This window comes from Thalassobacillus devorans, from assembly GCF_900176565.1.
In the GTDB taxonomy this organism is placed as follows: Bacteria; Bacillota; Bacilli; order Bacillales; family Halobacillaceae; genus Thalassobacillus; species Thalassobacillus devorans_A.
On sequence record NZ_FXEH01000006.1, the window covers coordinates 1,640,264 to 1,657,650 of the forward strand.

16 protein-coding genes are annotated in these 17,387 nt (G+C 39.1%); 2 read left to right on the plus strand and 14 right to left on the minus strand.

Features of this window, described 5'->3' with window-relative positions; all coding sequences use genetic code 11:
• Positions 1-120: 120 nt before the first annotated feature.
• Together secDF and B9Y67_RS19300 are read right to left on the minus strand one after the other, a co-directional pair.
• Positions 121-2,397, minus strand: a complete 2,277-nt coding sequence (gene secDF / locus B9Y67_RS19295; protein ID WP_085508970.1) for a protein translocase subunit SecDF — start codon at positions 2,395-2,397, stop codon at positions 121-123.
• Positions 2,398-2,625: 228 nt separating this feature from the next.
• Positions 2,626-2,934 (minus strand): post-transcriptional regulator, encoded by a 309-nt coding sequence (locus B9Y67_RS19300; RefSeq protein ID WP_085508971.1) that lies wholly within the window; start codon positions 2,932-2,934, stop codon positions 2,626-2,628.
• A gap of 122 nt (positions 2,935-3,056) precedes the next feature.
• Here B9Y67_RS19300 and spoVB point away from each other — a divergent pair, with 122 nt between their 5' ends.
• Positions 3,057-4,610 carry a stage V sporulation protein B gene (gene spoVB, locus B9Y67_RS19305; protein WP_085508972.1) on the plus strand — a complete coding sequence of 518 codons (1,554 nt, stop codon included), beginning with the start codon at positions 3,057-3,059 and terminating at the stop codon, positions 4,608-4,610.
• Positions 4,611-4,668: 58 nt separating this feature from the next.
• Here spoVB and B9Y67_RS19310 read toward each other — a convergent pair whose 3' ends face one another.
• Complete coding sequence (locus B9Y67_RS19310) at positions 4,669-5,334, minus strand: DUF421 domain-containing protein (protein ID WP_254901846.1); 666 nt, start codon at positions 5,332-5,334, stop codon at positions 4,669-4,671.
• Between the two features lie 293 nt (positions 5,335-5,627).
• Positions 5,628-6,920 carry an ArsB/NhaD family transporter gene (locus B9Y67_RS19315; protein ID WP_085508973.1) on the minus strand — a complete coding sequence of 431 codons (1,293 nt, stop codon included), beginning with the start codon at positions 6,918-6,920 and terminating at the stop codon, positions 5,628-5,630.
• A gap of 120 nt (positions 6,921-7,040) precedes the next feature.
• Between B9Y67_RS19315 and B9Y67_RS19320 the strand changes: the two genes are divergently transcribed.
• On the plus strand, positions 7,041-7,433 hold the full coding sequence (locus tag B9Y67_RS19320; protein ID WP_085508974.1) for a TIGR04086 family membrane protein: 393 nt from the start codon (positions 7,041-7,043) through the stop codon (positions 7,431-7,433).
• Between the two features lie 31 nt (positions 7,434-7,464).
• On the opposite strand, the gene yajC is transcribed toward B9Y67_RS19320, so the two are convergent.
• From yajC to B9Y67_RS19370, 10 genes are all read right to left on the minus strand, one after another.
• On the minus strand, positions 7,465-7,728 hold the full coding sequence (gene yajC, locus B9Y67_RS19325; RefSeq protein ID WP_062446981.1) for a preprotein translocase subunit YajC: 264 nt from the start codon (positions 7,726-7,728) through the stop codon (positions 7,465-7,467).
• Positions 7,729-7,743: 15 nt separating this feature from the next.
• The gene (gene tgt, locus B9Y67_RS19330) at positions 7,744-8,880 is read right to left on the minus strand and encodes a tRNA guanosine(34) transglycosylase Tgt (RefSeq protein WP_085508975.1); all 1,137 of its coding nucleotides are present in this window, start codon (positions 8,878-8,880) and stop codon (positions 7,744-7,746) included.
• Between the two features lie 19 nt (positions 8,881-8,899).
• Entirely contained in the window at positions 8,900-9,925 is a 1,026-nt protein-coding gene (gene queA / locus B9Y67_RS19335) for a tRNA preQ1(34) S-adenosylmethionine ribosyltransferase-isomerase QueA (RefSeq protein ID WP_085508976.1), read from the minus strand.
• A 19-nt stretch (positions 9,926-9,944) separates the two neighbouring features.
• The gene (locus B9Y67_RS19340; RefSeq protein ID WP_062446990.1) at positions 9,945-10,145 is read right to left on the minus strand and encodes a DUF2905 domain-containing protein; all 201 of its coding nucleotides are present in this window, start codon (positions 10,143-10,145) and stop codon (positions 9,945-9,947) included.
• Positions 10,142-11,143 carry a Holliday junction branch migration DNA helicase RuvB gene (ruvB, locus tag B9Y67_RS19345; RefSeq protein WP_085508977.1) on the minus strand — a complete coding sequence of 334 codons (1,002 nt, stop codon included), beginning with the start codon at positions 11,141-11,143 and terminating at the stop codon, positions 10,142-10,144. The genes B9Y67_RS19340 and ruvB overlap by 4 nt, the downstream gene beginning before the upstream one ends.
• 18 nt (positions 11,144-11,161) lie before the next feature.
• Positions 11,162-11,779 (minus strand): Holliday junction branch migration protein RuvA, encoded by a 618-nt coding sequence (gene ruvA, locus B9Y67_RS19350; protein ID WP_085508978.1) that lies wholly within the window; start codon positions 11,777-11,779, stop codon positions 11,162-11,164.
• A gap of 119 nt (positions 11,780-11,898) precedes the next feature.
• Positions 11,899-12,459: a BofC C-terminal domain-containing protein gene (locus tag B9Y67_RS19355; protein ID WP_176224057.1), complete on the minus strand. Its 561-nt coding sequence runs from the start codon at positions 12,457-12,459 to the stop codon at positions 11,899-11,901.
• Between the two features lie 886 nt (positions 12,460-13,345).
• Complete coding sequence (locus B9Y67_RS19360; protein WP_085508980.1) at positions 13,346-14,260, minus strand: hypothetical protein; 915 nt, start codon at positions 14,258-14,260, stop codon at positions 13,346-13,348.
• A 149-nt stretch (positions 14,261-14,409) separates the two neighbouring features.
• Positions 14,410-15,888, minus strand: coding sequence for a restriction endonuclease subunit S (locus B9Y67_RS19365; protein WP_085508981.1), 1,479 nt, complete (start codon positions 15,886-15,888; stop codon positions 14,410-14,412).
• On the minus strand, positions 15,885-17,315 hold the full coding sequence (locus tag B9Y67_RS19370; protein WP_085508982.1) for a class I SAM-dependent DNA methyltransferase: 1,431 nt from the start codon (positions 17,313-17,315) through the stop codon (positions 15,885-15,887). Before B9Y67_RS19370 ends, B9Y67_RS19365 begins: the two co-directional genes overlap by 4 nt.
• Positions 17,316-17,387: the final 72 nt, after the last annotated feature.

Consider the following 17,387-nt stretch of genomic DNA (forward strand, 5'->3'; position numbering starts at 1 on the left):
CCTTCCTCATTTACTGACTTTTTTATTATAGTCTATTTATTACCTTTATCCTTATCTGACAAACGTTCCCAAAAGAAAAACCTGCTTCCTGGAAAGAAGCAGGCTTATGAGAGGGCCTTATTATACTTGTGGCCCTCCCGTATTTTTCTTTTTCACAAAGCTTAGTGGCTTTTCTTTGATATTTCTTCCTCTAAGCACTAGCCATAATTGGGCAGCGATGAATAGTGAAGAGTAAGTTCCAGCAAGCAAGCCTATCACCAGCGCGAAAGAAAAATTGGTAATCGAAGATGCACCGAATAAAAGAAGCATCAAGGCCGCGAAAACGACAGTCAGAACTGTATTGATACTTCTGGCCATTGTTTGCATCAAACTCTTATTAACGATTTTAGCCAACTGTGCGAATGATTTGACTCGTTTTTCCCGTTTTACATTTTCTCGAATCCGGTCAAAGGTGACAATCGTGTCATTGACCGAATAACCGACAATGGTCAATATGGCCGCAATGATGGTTATATCGAATTCCAACCTTGTTAAACTAAATAGTGCCAAGATGAAAAACGCGTCATGAAGCAGCGCAATGATAGCAGTCAAGGCAAAGTAGATTTCAAACCGGATCGTGACATAGATGATTATCCCTATGGAAGCATACAGCACGGCAAGGGCAGCGTTTTTCGCAAGCTCTTGCCCTATAATTGGGGAAACCGTGCTTACGTTCGGTTCATTTCCATATTGGTCATCATAATAAGCCTTGATTTCGGCAATTTTTTCCTGTCCTAGTACGCTATCAAAGCGAACATCGGCTATCTCACTATCATCTCCGGAGAGGACCACCTTTTTCGGCGATACATTGAACTCCTGTTCAAAAGTTTCTTCGACTTGTTCTGCTGTAATATTTCCATCAGATAAGATGGAGACACGGGAGCCACTCGTAAAGTCTATTCCCAGATTCAACCTCATTACCGCAAGCGAAAGAATTCCGGCAACAATCAAAATAAGCGAGAGGGTGAAGAAACGTTTCCTCAAGCCCGCAAAATCTATTTTCCGGTTGAAGAATGTAGCTTCTACTTCTTCCCCATCTTCAATATTTACTATCTCTTCTCTTTTCACTCCAAACCAGCCCGGCCGTTTATTCAGGAATCGGCTCTTCACCCAAAGTCCTAAGAATAGACGGCTGCCGTAAACGGCTGTTATGAAGCTGACGAGAATACTGACAATCAACATGGTAGCAAAGCCTTTAACCGAGCTTGTCCCAAATGTAAACAAGACAATCGCTGCAATCATTGTTGTTATATTCGCATCAAATATGGTTGATAAAGAATGTTGGTTTCCAGAACGGAAAGCAGCGAGTACCGACTTTCCTGATTTTATTTCTTCTTTAATACGTTCATAGGTGATGATGTTTGCATCAACTGCCATACCAACACCTAAAATCAAGGCAGCAATACCCGGGAGGGTCAACACGCCATTCATCCATTCAAAGATAAGTAAAATCAGATAAATATAGACACTAAGCGTCAATGTTGCGATGACACCTGGAAAACGATAATAGAACATCATGTACAAAAAGATGATTCCGATACCAATGAAGCCGGCATAAATCGTTTTGCTCATCGCCTGCTCCCCAAATTGAGCGCCGACGGAAGTGGAATACATTTCCTCAAGGTCAGCAGGAAGGGAACCCGCATTAAGAATATCTGCCAGACGTTTAGCTTCCTCCACGGTAAAATCTCCGGTTATTTGAATATTCTTACTGCGAATTGGTCCGTTTGAAAAACCGGGAGCAGATATATATTTTGGATCTTCTTTTCCATACTCTTCACCAAAAGAAGTATCTTCGTCAAAGTCCATCCATATGACCATAACATCATCCGGATATGGAGTATTTGGATCTTCCGGTATGCTGCTTATTTCTTTAGAAACTTCGTAAAATTTACTCGGGTCCTTCACTTGCAATGTAACAATCGGTGAATTCGTTTCTGAATAGGATTGGGAAGCACTGCCTTCCACTAAATCTGAACCATTCATATATTCATTGTCTTCAGCATCACGGAAAGATAAGTGGGCAGTAGTGGACAGTAGTTCACGTGCCTGCGTCTGATCTTCTACTCCAGCCAGCTGTACCCGGATACGATTGGGCTCTTCAATATCAATATTCGTTTCACTGATTCCCAGTACATTGACACGTTCTTCCAAGGAACGAGCCGTAACTTCAAGCACTTTTTCATTTACTTCCTGATTTTCATCCAAGGGTTTTACTTCATACAGTATTTCAAATCCGCCTTGCAAATCCAACCCAAGCTTAATGTCTTTTGTAATTCCAGTAATAGTGGTGCCAATTGTTCCTGCCAATATCAATACAACAAGAAAAAAGGCTATGATTCTGCCCCTTTTAACCATTTAAGTTGTTCCTCCTTTAATGACTGCACGCACGATACGCCGATACATAGCATCTTTATGTATATAAAACGTAAATAGGGTACCAGGACAGGCTGCTATTGTTCATAAGCTGTCGAGTTGGTTGTCAAGCCTATCCTCGTACCATACACAATCCGTATGATTTACTGAATTTTTCCAATAAAACTATTATAGAAACCTTTTTAACTAACTGTCAATATAAGCTCAAGCTTATTCTACAGAAGATGCAGATTCTTTTTCTCCGGAAATTTCGGCAATTGAATTTACCAGATCTTTTCCGCGATGAGCTTCAACTGTCAGGAAACTTATGTAAAGAGCAGTATTTAAATGAAAAATATCCTGCACCATCTCATATAAATGCTTATCCGGATTCCCTTTCCATACTTTGGATATTAAACAATTCCATATATCATCCGGGATAGAGTCGGGATAGCCCATCAATCGAAATTCTTCAGCCTTACTCCTCAAAGCAGGATATACCTCCAGTTTCCACTGGTCGGCTGATTTTATGGTTTTCATCCTTTCGCCTCCTCCACGAGAAAGCCTGTCAGCCATATAAATAATGTCATGCTTGGCCACCTCTTTCGCATATACATTCATTGTATATGAATTTTATCACTTTGAGAAGGCAGGTCGTTATTATGACCAAGCAAACATTTCTGCAGGGGACCCTGATTTTAATAGCAGCCGGGATGATCACCCGATTTTTAGGTTTTATCAACCGTATAGTCGTCGCCAGGGTGATGGGTGAGGAGGGGGTAGGTCTCTATATGATGGCCCTCCCCACTTTGTTCCTTGCGATCACTCTTACGCAGTTCGGTTTGCCGGTAGCTATTTCTAAGCGTGTAGCTGAGGCGGAAGCTGCTGGTGATCTGAATCGTATTAAACGTATTTTAGTAGTTTCCCTTTCCATCACCGGAATTCTCAGCATCCTATTTACGACATTAATGTTTCTCTTGGCTCCCTGGGTCGCCAATCATTTGCTAACAGACTCGAGAACAGTGGTGCCATTACTTGTCATCAGTCCGATTGTCCCTATCATAGCAATATCATCTGTATTGCGAGGCTATTTTCAAGGCCGTCAGAATATGAAGCCGCAAGCATTTTCCATGGTGATTGAGCAAGTGGTTCGAATTTTATCGGTAGCTTTCTTAACCAAGCTCCTCCTCCCTTACGGTATCGAATATGCAGCGGCTGGGGCAATGGCTTCTGTAATTTTAGGTGAATTCGCCTCGTTACTATTTATGTTGCGTATGTTTTCTGTCAAAAAAAGATTCAGAGTACGCCGGCAATTCTTTACTTATTTACAATCCGGCCGGAAAACAGTAAACGAATTACTTTCGATTGCTATCCCGACAACTGGGAGCAGATTGATTGGCTCATTTTCTTTTTTTCTCGAACCAATCTTAGTCGCCCAGAGCCTGGCTCTAGCAGGCCTTCAGACAGCGGCAGCTACGAAACAGTATGGTGAGCTGGCAGGGTATATTCTCCCACTTTTAATGCTGCCAACCTTTATCACTCATTCTTTGTCCGTAGCTTTAGTACCATCGATCAGTGAGGCTGGTGCTAAAAATGAAACGAAATTAATTCATTATCGTATTCATCAATCCATCCGGCTTTCTTTTGCCTCCGGCGGCCTTGCCACAATACTGCTGACAAGTTTTGCTGCTACGATTCTACAGTTAATGTATGGGACGAGCAATGCTGCCTATATGCTGGCATTAATGGCTCCCTTCTTTCTTTTGTTGTATATTCAGGCGCCCCTGCAAGCCGCTTTACAGGCATTGGATTTAGCAAAACCCGCTATGTGGAACAGTTTAATTGGTGCAGTAGTAAAATTCGGGGTTTTAGTAGGATTAGCGTCTCAGCCCGCTTTTGGAATTCGCGGTGTAGCAATTGCAATTGTCGTAGGAGTATTAGTGGTAACCTTCCTGCACCTGGGTGCACTCATGCAAGCTATTAATTTCAAAATACCTTTCCTTGATTTGACAAAAATGGTTATACTAATAAGTGTTACCTGGGTGATTGGCTCTCAGTTGAAATCTTTTTTAACCTATACTGTTGGAGAACTATCTCAGTTCATCATTATCTGTTGTACCTTAACCATCTTATATATCTTCCTGTTATTCGTCCTGCGTTTCATAACAAAGGATGAACTGAAACAGCTCCCTTACCTGAATAAACTGATCAAATAACTGACAAGCCCCCTCTAACGGCAAGAAGGGGCTTTTTTATTTGCAGTCTTCATATTTGTTATTCATACTCATTCTTTTCGTCGATGAATAATTCTCCTTGCTCGTCGATTGAACATATAGATATGGATTCTTCTGATTCATATCCTCTCTTCTTCAGTTCATTTATGAGCCAGCTCTTATTCTTTTTCACTCGCTTCAAGGAATCATATTGGAACTTGCCATCAGCAATCAATACAGCAGAGTATCCAGTTGTATGCTCTGGAGAATTTTCATCTTTTTGTAATACGGACAGCTTACCATTTGGTTCGAGTATCGCATACTCTACATCCTGGATACTATAAATTTCTTTCTCCCTAAGCTGAACAAGTAAATCATTGAAATTATAGCGTTGCTTTTTCATTTCATGTTCATCCACTTTACCATGCTTAATTATAATACAAGGAGTCCCATCAAACCATTCACGAAATCTCTGGCTTTTTAAAGATATGAAAGCGGTCAACCGCTGGATAGCTAATAGTACAGCCATAGGGAGAATAGCGTGGTACAAAGATTTATCGGGCTCTTCAATCGAGAAGACGGCTATTTCTGCCAGCATGACAAATACTACTAGATCCAATACGCTCAATTCACCAATTTCCCTCTTTCCCATCAGCCTGAGAATGACTAAAATCAGCAAATAAGTAAGCAGCGTGCGAAATAATATCGTCCCTATTTGTATATCCACTTTTATTCCACCCCTGGCGTCCGTCTAGATGTCACTTGTTACTTTTTCCAAATTAACAGTTTTTATCCTAATAAATATTAAGCTTATAATTATAATCCACTGACTCCAATTAAAAGGAAATACATGAAGGTAATAATATCTTTTATGGATTAATGGATTGTTACGCAGATTTCAGATATCAGGTAACAATAAAAAAGCACCTAAGCCTTTAACTTAGGTGTCAGCAATGCTGTAATGTCCACTCCAAACTTTTTTAGGACGGGGATATTTAATGTTTTTTTGGGTGACAGTTTCTACGACAAGAAGGGAACAAGGAAGCGGAAGTAAACGTATATGGTTGCTACCAACAGGGAGAAAAGCAAAACCGGAATTCCATAGACTAGAAATTTAAGGAACGGAATTTGATGGTTGGCACTCGCAGCCAGTCCAGCCACTACTACATTGGCAGAAGCTCCAAGCAATGTACCATTTCCTCCAAGACAAGCGCCAAGTGCCAATGACCACCAAATCGGGTCGATATTCATCATCCCGTAACCTTGAAGTTCCTGTACCACTGGAATCATAGCTGCTACAAACGGGATATTATCTACGATTCCAGATAGTAGACCAGCACTCCATAATACAATCAAGGAGGTCATCGGCAAGTCCCCGCCAGATAACCACATCATTCCTCTGGCTATTTCATCAATTACCCCTACTTTCTCCAGACCTCCAACTAACATGAATAGCCCGATAAAAAAGAACAAAGTGACCCATTCCACTTCCTGAAATATTTTCTCACTGGACGCTTCAGCATCCGTCAATAACAACAATAAAACAGCAGCACATACTGCAACCGTCGTTAATTCGACATGGATGATCGGGTGCATTAGAAATCCGACCATTGTCAATCCCATAACAGACAGAGATTGATATAACATTGGTGTTTTCTTTAAATAACTGGATGGGTTCAGTTGCATCAGAGCTTTCGCCTTGTCTTTCTCATATTTCAATTGTTTGCGAAACAGCATAACCATACCGCCAAGGGTAAACACAAAAATAATTACTACTACTGGCCCAAGGTTGACTAAAAATGAAACGAATGTAAAATGCTTTACCGCCTGTCCGATCATTATATTCGGCGGATCTCCAATTAACGTTGCCGTCCCGCCAATATTTGCACTAAAAATAGTAGTAAGAAGAAAAGGAAACGCAGGGAGATTCAGCTGGCTGGTCAAAGTCAACAAGATAGGGACAAATAATAGAACGGTCGTAACATTATCAAGAAAAGCAGAGCCCACTGCGGTTAATATTGCTGTACCAATCAAAAGCGGGACCGGTCTGCCTTTCACCATTTGCGCAAAACTGATGGCGACATATTCAAAAACACCTGTCTTTTTTGTAATGGCTACCAGAACCATCATAGAGAATAAAAGGGCGATCGTCTCCCAATCGATATAATGAGTAAAAGCATCCTTCCATTCGTATACATTCGTAAGTAGTAGTAATACTCCCCCCGCAATAGCTACCAGGGCTCTATTTATCTTTTCAGACATAATTAATCCGTAACTGATGATAAAAATTAATATGGCCATCCATGTTAACATAACCTGTCCCCTTTTCAGCCTTTTCTATGATGTCTATTCATAAGCGGCTAAAAATATATACTTCTATTTATAATTTTAAAGTCATATAGTGTAGGGACAAAGCAGACAAGGAGGGAGACAATGAAGAAAGAAGTTTGGACAGCTTTGGGATATGGTTTGGCCATTATCCTGATTCTTATGTTGACTAGCAGTTTCATATTGGCATTATTATTGCGGTTTACCACCATTGATACGAATCTCATAAACTTATTCACCATGATTTTGGCCATGCTCATTCTGTTTACCGGCGGAGCAACAGCAGGACATCGGGGGCAGGAAAAAGGCTGGATGTATGGACTGATAACGGGCGGGGCCTTTTTGTTATTCATAATCCTTTATCAATATCTCGGCCTTCAACAGGGGGTACAATTAAGTCAGGTGCCTTATCTTGCGGGAATGGTGGGCTCAGCGTTAATCGGAGGAATGTTAGGAGTTAATATCCGCTCCAACAGAGCTGCAGGAAATAAAAAATGACTCCGCGATATAAATCGCCGGAGTCATTTTTTTAGTCCTGGTTAAGTACCTCTCGTACAGCTGAACGATCAAAAGTCATCTTTGTTCCATCATTGACAGTCAATACGACGGTCCCTTCATCAAGGGCATGGATGGTCCCATGAAGACCCCCGATAGTAATGATTCTATTTCCTTTTTGTAAATCCGCTTGCATTTGCTGTACTTTCTTCTGTTTCTTTTGCTGTGGGCGGATTAACAAGAAATAGAAAATAACGAACATAAGGATGATAGGTAATAATCCTAATATTCCTTCCATTTTCATTCCCCCTTTCTAGAAATTCTTCGCATTTGGTTTATTGAAACCATATTGTTCAAAGAATTCTTCTCTGAAGTCGCCAAGACGGTCTTCTCTAATAGCCTGGCGGACATGCTCCATTAATTTTAACAGAAAATATAAGTTATGGTAAGTAGTTAATCGAAAGCCAAATGTTTCATTATTTTTCACCAAATGTCTGATATAAGCGCTGGAATAATTCCTGCAGGTATAGCAGTCACACTTTTCATCAATTGGACGGAAATCCCTGGCAAACTTAGCATTTCTCACGACCAGTCTTCCGTTTGATGTCATGCAGGTGCCGTTTCGGGCAATCCTGGTCGGTAGTACGCAATCAAACATGTCTACTCCTCGAATGGATCCATCAATCAAGGAATCCGGTGAACCGACACCCATTAGATACCTTGGTTTGTTTTCAGGGAGCATCGGTGTGGTAAACTCCAGCACCCGATTCATCACATCTTTTGGTTCTCCGACAGATAAACCGCCAATCGCATAGCCTGGAAAATCGAGTGACGTTAAATCTTCTGCACTTTGGCGCCGAAGCTCTTCGTATTCTCCACCTTGGACAATGCCGAACAGCCCTTGTTTATCTGGTTTCTTATGGGCAGTTAAACAGCGTTCAGCCCAACGGCTTGTCCGTTCTACCGATTTCTTCATATAGTCATATTCCGCTGGATATGGAGGACATTCGTCGAATGCCATCATAATATCTGATCCTAGCGCATTCTGGATGTGCATGGCTTTTTCAGGGGAAAGAAATAATTTCTCCCCGCTGATATGGTTACGAAAATGTACGCCCTCTTCTTCAATTTGCCGTAAATCGCTCAAACTGAACACCTGGAATCCGCCTGAGTCCGTCAGAATTGCCCCATCCCAGTTCATGAACTTGTGGAGTCCACCTGCTTCTTCGATGATATCTTCCCCTGGGCGCAGCCATAGGTGGTAGGTATTAGAAAGAATGATATTCGCATTCATTTCCTGCAACTCTTCCGGGCTCATCGTTTTAACGGTAGCAAGAGTCCCTACGGGCATAAAGGCAGGTGTATCGAAAGAACCGTGCGGTGTATGCACCTTCCCAAGACGAGCACCTGTCTGTTTACATGTCTTTATAAATTCATAGGTGATTGCCATTAGTAATTAAACCCTTTCCTTATAAAATCAACATTGCATCACCAAAGCTGAAAAAGCGATATCGCTCTTCTACAGCCTGCTGGTACGCATGTAAAATGAATTCTCGTCCTGCCAGGGCACTGACAAGCATGATTAATGTGGACTGTGGTAAATGGAAGTTCGTAATCAAACCATCAATCGCTTTCAGTTCATAAGGTGGATAGATAAAAATATCAGTCCAGCCTGAGGCTTCTGTAAAAGTCCCATGATCCCGCATGATTGTTTCTAACGTTCGTGTAGAAGTAGTCCCCACAGAAATGATCCTCCCACCGTTCTCACGGACACGATTCAACTTTTCTGCTGTAGCTTGTGATACTTGATAAAACTCGGCATGCATATCGTGGTCTTCAATGTTATCTACACTCACTGGTCTGAATGTGCCCAGACCTACATGTAAGGTAATATACGCCAGTTCGACACCAGCCTGTTCAATCTCCTGCAACAGCTCTTTTGTGAAATGCAGTCCCGCTGTCGGTGCTGCGGCAGAACCTTCTTCTTTCGCATATACAGTCTGATACCTTTCACTATCAGAAAGCTGCTCCTTGATATAGGGTGGCAATGGCATTTCGCCCAACGCTTCCAGGACTTCAAGAAATATTCCCTCATACTCGAAACGCAGCTGACGTCCACCATGATCTTCGGTAGCTGTACATTCCGCCGCCAATTTCCCTTCACCAAAAATTATCCTTGTTCCAACCTTGATTTTCTTTGCAGGTTTTACAAGTACTTCCCATTCATCCGACTCGGTCTGATGAAGCAGAAGAACTTCTACTTTCGCACCTGTATCTTCTTTTACCCCATACAGCCTTGCAGGCAATACTCTAGTATCATTTAAAACCAGGCAGTCTCCTGGCTTTAAAAATTCTTTAATATCCGAGAATCTTCTGTGGTTTATGGTTTTTTCCTTTTTATCCAACACCATTAGCCGGGATGAAGATCGATCCAGCAACGGGGTTTGCGCGATCAACTCTTCAGGCAGGTCAAAGTCATATTGCTTGATGTCCATAATTATCTCCTATCTCTATTCATTTTATTTTACCAAAGAAGTAAAAAATCAATGAAAGTATGATGCTTACCACAATGGATGTAACAATAGGAAAATAAAACGTTACATTTCCCTTTTTAAAGCTGATATCACCTGGCAGCTTGCCAATAAAGCTCCATAGCAAGCCAATAATGATAAACACAACCCCTATTACAATAAATATTTTTCCGAATCCGGTCAAGCTTCAGGCACCTCCCGTTGAAAGTGGAGATAAGCCTTGGGTGTTACTACCCTTCCCCGCGGTGTGCGTTGGATAAAGCCGGTTTGAAGCAAATATGGTTCATATACATCTTCTATCGTCTGTGATTCTTCCCCTATGGTAGCGGCGATGGTATCCAAGCCTACTGGACCTCCTTGAAAGCTATCCATAATGCCTAATAGCAGTTTGTGATCAATATGATCCAGTCCTACCGGGTCTACCTGGAGCATTTCTAATGCTTCTTGCGTTATTTCCAAGTCTATCTCGTCTTTCCCTTTGACTTGTGCAATATCCCGTACACGCTTCAACAACCGATTGGCGATTCTCGGTGTTCCCCGTGACCTTCTTGCGATTTCTATTGCTGCATCTCGAGTAATTCCCACCTGAAAAATATCAGCGGTGCGCTCTACGATATCACATAAATCTTTTGTATCGTAATACTCCAGCCGGCTTAGTACTCCAAACCGATCCCGAAGCGGAGCCGATAACAACCCTGCCCTCGTGGTCGCTCCTACTAATGTAAAAGGTGGGAGATCTAGACGGACGGACCTTGCACTGGGACCATTCCCAATGACAATATCGAGACAGAAATCTTCCATAGCCGGATAGAGCACTTCTTCCACAGATCTTGGCAGTCGGTGGATTTCATCGATGAATAGTACATCCCCTGCCTCCAATGAAGATAAAATAGCTGCTAAATCACCGGCACGCTCGATAGCAGGTCCTGCCGTGGTCCGGAACTGAACCCCCATTTCATTGGCAATAATTGAAGCTAATGTAGTTTTCCCGAGCCCTGGAGGACCATATAATAAAGCATGATCCAATGGTTCATTTCTCATTTTTGCTGCTTCAATGAAAATTTCCAAATTCCGTTTTGTTTTCGGCTGGCCAATATACTGACTTAATCGACTAGGCCGCAAACTCAACTCAATGGAAGCATCTTCTTCTTGCAAATCACTGGATATCATCCGTTCTTCCAAACCAATTCACCTCCGCGCTCAATTTTTCATCATTAATTGTAATCCATGGCGTACATAATCATCTACGTTAGCATGATCACTGTTCGCCAGCTTCGGACGAAGTGCTTTCAGCTCACGTTCTGAATATCCCAGCGCTTTCATTGCTTCCAGAGCTTCCTCAACCGCCTGGCTGCGCTCCTGTGAAGTATGGTCTTTCGTATAAAAGATCGACGTTTCGTTATCTTCATCGGGAAGCCATGCCACCAGTTTCCCTTTCAGGTCAAGTATCATTTGCCGTGCTGTTTTCTTGCCGACTCCTGGAAAACGGGTCAGAAACTTTTCATCTTCCTGTTCAATTGCGGTTACAAAATCACGCACACTGGTAGAAGCAAGTACAGCCAGCGCTCCTTTTGGCCCAATTCCCGATACATTCAACAATTTAGAGAAAAGTGCTTTATCCTCCCTTTTTTTAAATCCATATAAAGTCTGCAAGTCTTCTCTGACATAATGATAGGTATGTATTTTGATCTCTTTTTCTAGATATTCTTGAAATGAAAACGGGTTGGCACAAATCAATTCATAGCCAACTCCATTTGCTTCTACTATGACACTCTCATCATCTATGACCGTTAATTTTCCCCGAACATATGCTATCATGTTTATTTTCCCTTCTCACAATCAAATTTCTCCACTTATTGTAACATACAAGCACATGTTCGCCTATCCTCACCCTTAAAAGAAAAGCCCTCCATCTGAACGATTGGAGAGCGTAAATGTTAATGTTTATCAATAGGATCTCGATCAGCATATGTTTCGATAACTTTGTTAAAGTGGTTTTTATCTTGAATCTTTATTCCCTGCTCCAATTCTTTCCTTCGACTGCTTTCCAAAGTATCCACTGGAATAGGAAAAAATGATTCTATCACTTTTCCTTCTGTAGGCTTTCCAAGGAAAATCGTTAACTGATCATTTAAATCAATACCAAAATAACCATTTGCTTTTACTTCCGGAGAAAGGTCGTCTATTTGCTTATAAAACTCTACAAAACCTTCTCCCTGGTTCATTAGTGTCCAACCATCATAATTAGCCCAAAAGTCTTCCATCGCCCAAATGGTTTCTATTTTTTCTTCTACCTCTGTAACTCCATCAAGATATTGCTTTTCCATGGTCACTTTTACTTCTAATGGTTGACTTGCCACCAAGGATACAGGCTCCTCCAGGGAACTTTTTTTTGCTTCATCTTCCTCCCCGCTCGAAGGCCGATCATCCAATACTGCAATAAAAAATAAGAGTATCAATAAACTAATCGTGAGCGATTTCCATATTGTCGTTTTCATCGAATCCCCCCTTAGAAAAACTTGGCCGTATGAATATGATGAGGAAAGCCTCAGTTTTTTATCCTCTTTCATACGAAACCTTGTTAAAGGATATAAAAAATAGCTCCTATTTCCAGTTTGCCCAGAAATAGAAGCTATTATAATCAGGGATTATTTCAAGTTAGTTTTTCTAATACCTCTTCATCCGCTTCAAGGTTATGATAGATATCCTGCACATCATCATTGTTAAAAATTAAAACCTTGTGACACCAATGTCTGTTGATTAATTCCTCTTGAATAAATTGTTACATATATCATAAGAGGACTATGAACATAAATCAACAGTCATTATAGGTATGTCGTAACGATTATCAATTGCTTCCTTATAATAAGGAAAAAAGAAAACCCACTCCTAATAAAAGGAATGGGTAATGCCTAGGTCTCTTCGCTTTGGGACAAAGGCAAAACCTACAGACGCCTCATAGAAATATGTTCATTATCGCCCAAAGTATTTCTATGATTACGAAAGGAAATCTAACTCGAATACGAATATCAACTTCCATCGGGACAAATTCACCTCATGAAGGAGGCAGTACTTAGAACTACTATGCCCCTAGACAGGACATTTCGTTCCAGACCTACTTCGCCACTTCCCTGCAGGTTATCCATATTATACCATTAACTTTTTATGTAAGCACAAAATTTTGAGAATTAATATTCAACGACTATATATTTATGTAAAAGAGCAACCAGCGAATTTTATTCTTTGAACGCTGATTGCTCAATCTTATAAGGAGGTAAATACATAAATGAAATTAAGTTTTCTGACCTTCTTTTATTTATTATTTACAATATTATTATATTGAATAAGCCCTGCTGGTAAGGAGCAAACATTAAATTAATAAAATCAATCGCTTTCTATATCATTCACATATCTAGAAAGTACTTTTAGATGTTCATAATCATGGTACAAATCCTTATTTCCTTTTGTTTCATAAGTTCCCAATGAAAAAGTAACAATATCAAATAATTCCTCAGCTTTTGCTTCATCAATTTTATTTTGATAAAGCATTTTTCTAATAGTATCTCTCCAAAAATTTATTTCCTTACGGTAATCATATAATTTTGCTTGAATTACTAGCTGTCTCTTTCTAAAATCATCTCGGCTTTTTTGAAAGTCACTCTGGGCTTTTGATAATTTGTCCTCTGTATTTTCACTGTCTTCCTTTAATCTATTTATTTCTGATTCTCTTATTTCCAAATGGTCTCTTACCTCATTATATTTCTTATCAGTTTTATTAATAAAGTAATAAGCGAAAGCTCCTATTAAAATGGAATATAAAATAGCTGATAAAAATAAATCTTTCACTCGAGAAGCTGCCGGACTTTCTTTTTCAGAAAGCAAATTGGTATTGATATTATTGCCAGTATTTGTAATATCTATTTCTTCAGATTCAAATCGCTCACTTGAAATAATTGCTAACTGAATTTCTTTATCTGAAGTTATGTTATTTATAGCTATATCTGTGCCATCTGCATTTCTAACATCGTTATCCAGAACTGATATTTTTAAAGGCGTTTCAGATTTAATTTGTTCTTTTGTAATATTAATTGGTACCGTAATTCTTAATTCTTCAATATTATCTTTGTATGTAGTTAAGTCTATAGGCAAAATAAACTCATTTTCGTTAATCGCAATTGATTTTCCTATATTAGCTTCAGGTGTATCCTCAAAAAAAAGAGTGGCTAACAATGGTGCTACAAATGTAACAAGTCCACCTGCTATTGCATAAAAAATAGCTTCTACTACTTTGTTCCCCAATTTTTTCACCCCTATCAAATTCCTACAAAAGTAATAATAACACAATCAAAAGCACACAATTGCAAAGTAATCCAAATTTCACGTATATAAAAATTGACCAACTGCTATAATGCAGAATGGCCAATAAGAATGTTGCTTATATAAAACCCTTATTTTACTTGCTCTTGAAGAACTTCTTTAAGCAGTTCAAATGCGCTTTCTTCAGATGAGTCATTTGTTCCTAATTCACCTTTGAAGGCTTTTTGCAATATAGAATTAGTAACATTATCAATTTGACTCTCAACTTCTGATATATATTCTTGTGCTTTCTTTTCCTTTTCAAAATACTTTTCAAGTTCTTTAACTATAACAATTTGTTCTTCAGTTGGTGGTACAGGCACTAGGATTTTGCTAACTTTCTTCACGCTTAATGTATATAAACCACTTGATGAACTTGCTTGGGTCATCATTTCTTTAATCCCAAAAAAGGAATTTAAATAGTGTGAGATAAATAAAGGTTCTATTCCTTCAAGCATACGACTTCTAATTAGGTGGTTTTGATGAACACAATCACTAATTTCTTCATTCCAAATTGCGTTTCTACCAATCTCTTTTGAACTGCCATTTCCTTCCACTAATAACAAATCACCTTTTTTTAATTTCCATTTTTCTAATTCCGAATCCAATAACTCAAAATACTCAATTTTGTCGAGTTTTAGATGCCCTCTATACACATTACCAACTCTTAAATATGGATAATAATTCTCAACAGGTCTTCTCTTTGATGTTTTTTGAATGCCTCCCTGTATTTCACTAACATTCCCTAAATATGCAACACTCCATGTGCTAGGAACAGGTAATTTATTCAATTCAGATTCTTCTAAATCATAGGGAAGCTTAGTTTTAGTATTTTGAATTTCAAAATCCTTTATAATACTTTCACCTGTTTTCACATATGGATATTCTTCACGCCACTTTTTAGTTAATTCCCCACGAAATGCTTTATCCAAAATGGCTGCTCTACGAAGTTCAAATGTTTCCTTCGCTTCTTCAATTAACTGTTTCGCTTCCTGAACTTTATTTAAAAGACGTTCTGCCTTTTCAGCGATACGCTTTTGTTCATTTATTGCAGGCAAAGGTACATTTAAGTTCTTTAATCCTTTTGTGTTTATATTTGCTCTAGTTGTCCCTTTGCTGTTACTTGTGACTTGATTCCAATAAAGTGGACTTTTCATAAATAAGGATAGGTAATTTGCATCTAATGATTTATTTACTTTTAACCTAATTAAATAAGAGGCGAATACAGATGGCTCAGGATGCTTTATAATTTGACTTTTTCCAACAGACCCCATTCTAGCAACTACAACATCATTATTTTTCAACTTATACCTTTTAAAGTCTTTATCATTAATATTACAATAAGGGACTTCATCCCAAATAATACCTTCTTCATTTAAATCCGTTATCCTTAAAAAATGTGGCCCTATCTTTTCAAAAGTAGATTTTTCAGTATATCCATACTGAATTTCATTCAGCAATTTCCCTAACTTACTCCAAATCCAATTTTCAGGTAATTGATACGGTATTTCATCTTTTGATAGCAATGCTTCTTCCATTAAATTTTCAATGGTCTTTTTTTTCTTACTCATTTTTTGACCACCTTGTTTTCTTCAACAGTTCTTAGTTCAGTTACCACTTCATTTAATAAATCCATCGCTTGTTGAAGTTTATTTACAGCATCTCCTGCTGACTCAATAGGGTCTGGCAAATTGTCATAAGATGAAAGTGATTCATCTGCTATAAGGCCAATATCTAAATTATCATCTTTTTTAGCAATATCTTCTCTAGTGAATCTACCCCAACGTTCATCCGTTACTTTAGAACGGTCTTCTGCTTCATATGCCTTCATAAAGTTCTCGAAGTGAGCCAAAGTTAATTTATTACGTTTACCGAATGACTCCATGTTTGTACGGAGGTCATATACCCATACATTTTTAGTGTTTTCTTTGTCTGTTTTTCCTTTTCTGAAAAACAATACATTAGTCTTTACACCTTGAGCATAAAAGATTCCAGTCGGCAACCGTAAAATGGTATGCAAGTTACACTTATTCATTAAATCGTTACGAATTTGTGCCCCAATGCCACTCTCAAACAACACATTATCTGGTAACACGACAGCTGCACGAGCATTACCATCATCTTTTAGAGCGTTATATATTAACTGCAAGAAATTTAATTGCTTGTTAGAAGTTTCAAACGTTAAATCATCACGAGATACACGTTCTCCACCTCTTTTAGTTCCGAACGGTGGATTTGTCATAATAACATCAAAGTTCTTTATCCATTTTCCGTTACCTGACAAAGAATCTCCATGTTCCAAACGCCCTTCCATATCATGGAGTAAAGCATTCATTAATGCAAGACGATGAGTTCCCTGCACGAGTTCCATGCCAGTAAACGCTTCTCTTTTTTGAAACTCTGCTTGTTGTGGGTCTAAGTCAAAATAATCGTCTGTTTTGTCTTTTAAATAACGGTCAGCTGAAATCATAAAGCCAAATGTTCCAGCTGCTGGGTCATTACACTTTTCGCCAACTTTTGGGTCTACTAGCTGAACAATCATGTCAATTAAAACACGAGGAGTGAAATACTGTCCTGCCCCTGATTTCGTTTCACTGGCGTTCTTCTCCAGTAAACCTTCATATAGGTTACCTAACCCTTCTTCTTTTGCGTTATACCAGTCTAGAGCGTCAATTGATTTAATGATTTTTTCTAAGTTCTTAGGTTCACTTATACTTGTGGAAGCATCGCTATATATGTAACTTAACTTTTCATTTCCACTACTTCCTAATTCAAGCAATACTAGTTGATAAAACCTCTTCAGCACTACGCCTTCTTTTTCCAATAGGTCATCCCATCTATATCCTTCTGGAATAACTGATTCAGTCTGTTGCTCTTTCATCATCTTTAAAAACAGCAAATATGTTAACTCTGTAACATACTGCTGGTATGTAATACCATCATCTCGAAGTACATTACACAAACTCCATAACTTTTGTACGATTTCTTGGTTGTTCATTTTTTTACCCCCAGTATTTTCTATGTTATTAATACATTTCTTATTTTAGGAACTCTATCATTATAACGTAAA

What these genes read in the sequence shown, in the direction of transcription:
- tgt (WP_085508975.1), bottom strand. Translation starts at nt 8,880, where the DNA reads ATGGCAATCACCTATGAATTTATAAAGACATGTAAACAGACAGGTGCT.
- B9Y67_RS19300 (WP_085508971.1), bottom strand. Translation starts at nt 2,934, where the DNA reads ATGAAAACCATAAAATCAGCCGACCAGTGGAAACTGGAGGTATATCCT.
- B9Y67_RS19365 (WP_085508981.1), bottom strand. Translation starts at nt 15,888, where the DNA reads ATGAGTAAGAAAAAAAAGACCATTGAAAATTTAATGGAAGAAGCATTG.
- B9Y67_RS19315 (WP_085508973.1), bottom strand. Translation starts at nt 6,920, where the DNA reads ATGTTAACATGGATGGCCATATTAATTTTTATCATCAGTTACGGATTA.
- secDF (WP_085508970.1), bottom strand. Translation starts at nt 2,397, where the DNA reads ATGGTTAAAAGGGGCAGAATCATAGCCTTTTTTCTTGTTGTATTGATA.
- B9Y67_RS19320 (WP_085508974.1), top strand. Translation starts at nt 7,041, where the DNA reads ATGAAGAAAGAAGTTTGGACAGCTTTGGGATATGGTTTGGCCATTATC.
- yajC (WP_062446981.1), bottom strand. Translation starts at nt 7,728, where the DNA reads ATGGAAGGAATATTAGGATTATTACCTATCATCCTTATGTTCGTTATT.
- B9Y67_RS19355 (WP_176224057.1), bottom strand. Translation starts at nt 12,459, where the DNA reads ATGAAAACGACAATATGGAAATCGCTCACGATTAGTTTATTGATACTC.
- B9Y67_RS19370 (WP_085508982.1), bottom strand. Translation starts at nt 17,315, where the DNA reads ATGAACAACCAAGAAATCGTACAAAAGTTATGGAGTTTGTGTAATGTA.
- queA (WP_085508976.1), bottom strand. Translation starts at nt 9,925, where the DNA reads ATGGACATCAAGCAATATGACTTTGACCTGCCTGAAGAGTTGATCGCG.
- ruvA (WP_085508978.1), bottom strand. Translation starts at nt 11,779, where the DNA reads ATGATAGCATATGTTCGGGGAAAATTAACGGTCATAGATGATGAGAGT.
- spoVB (WP_085508972.1), top strand. Translation starts at nt 3,057, where the DNA reads ATGACCAAGCAAACATTTCTGCAGGGGACCCTGATTTTAATAGCAGCC.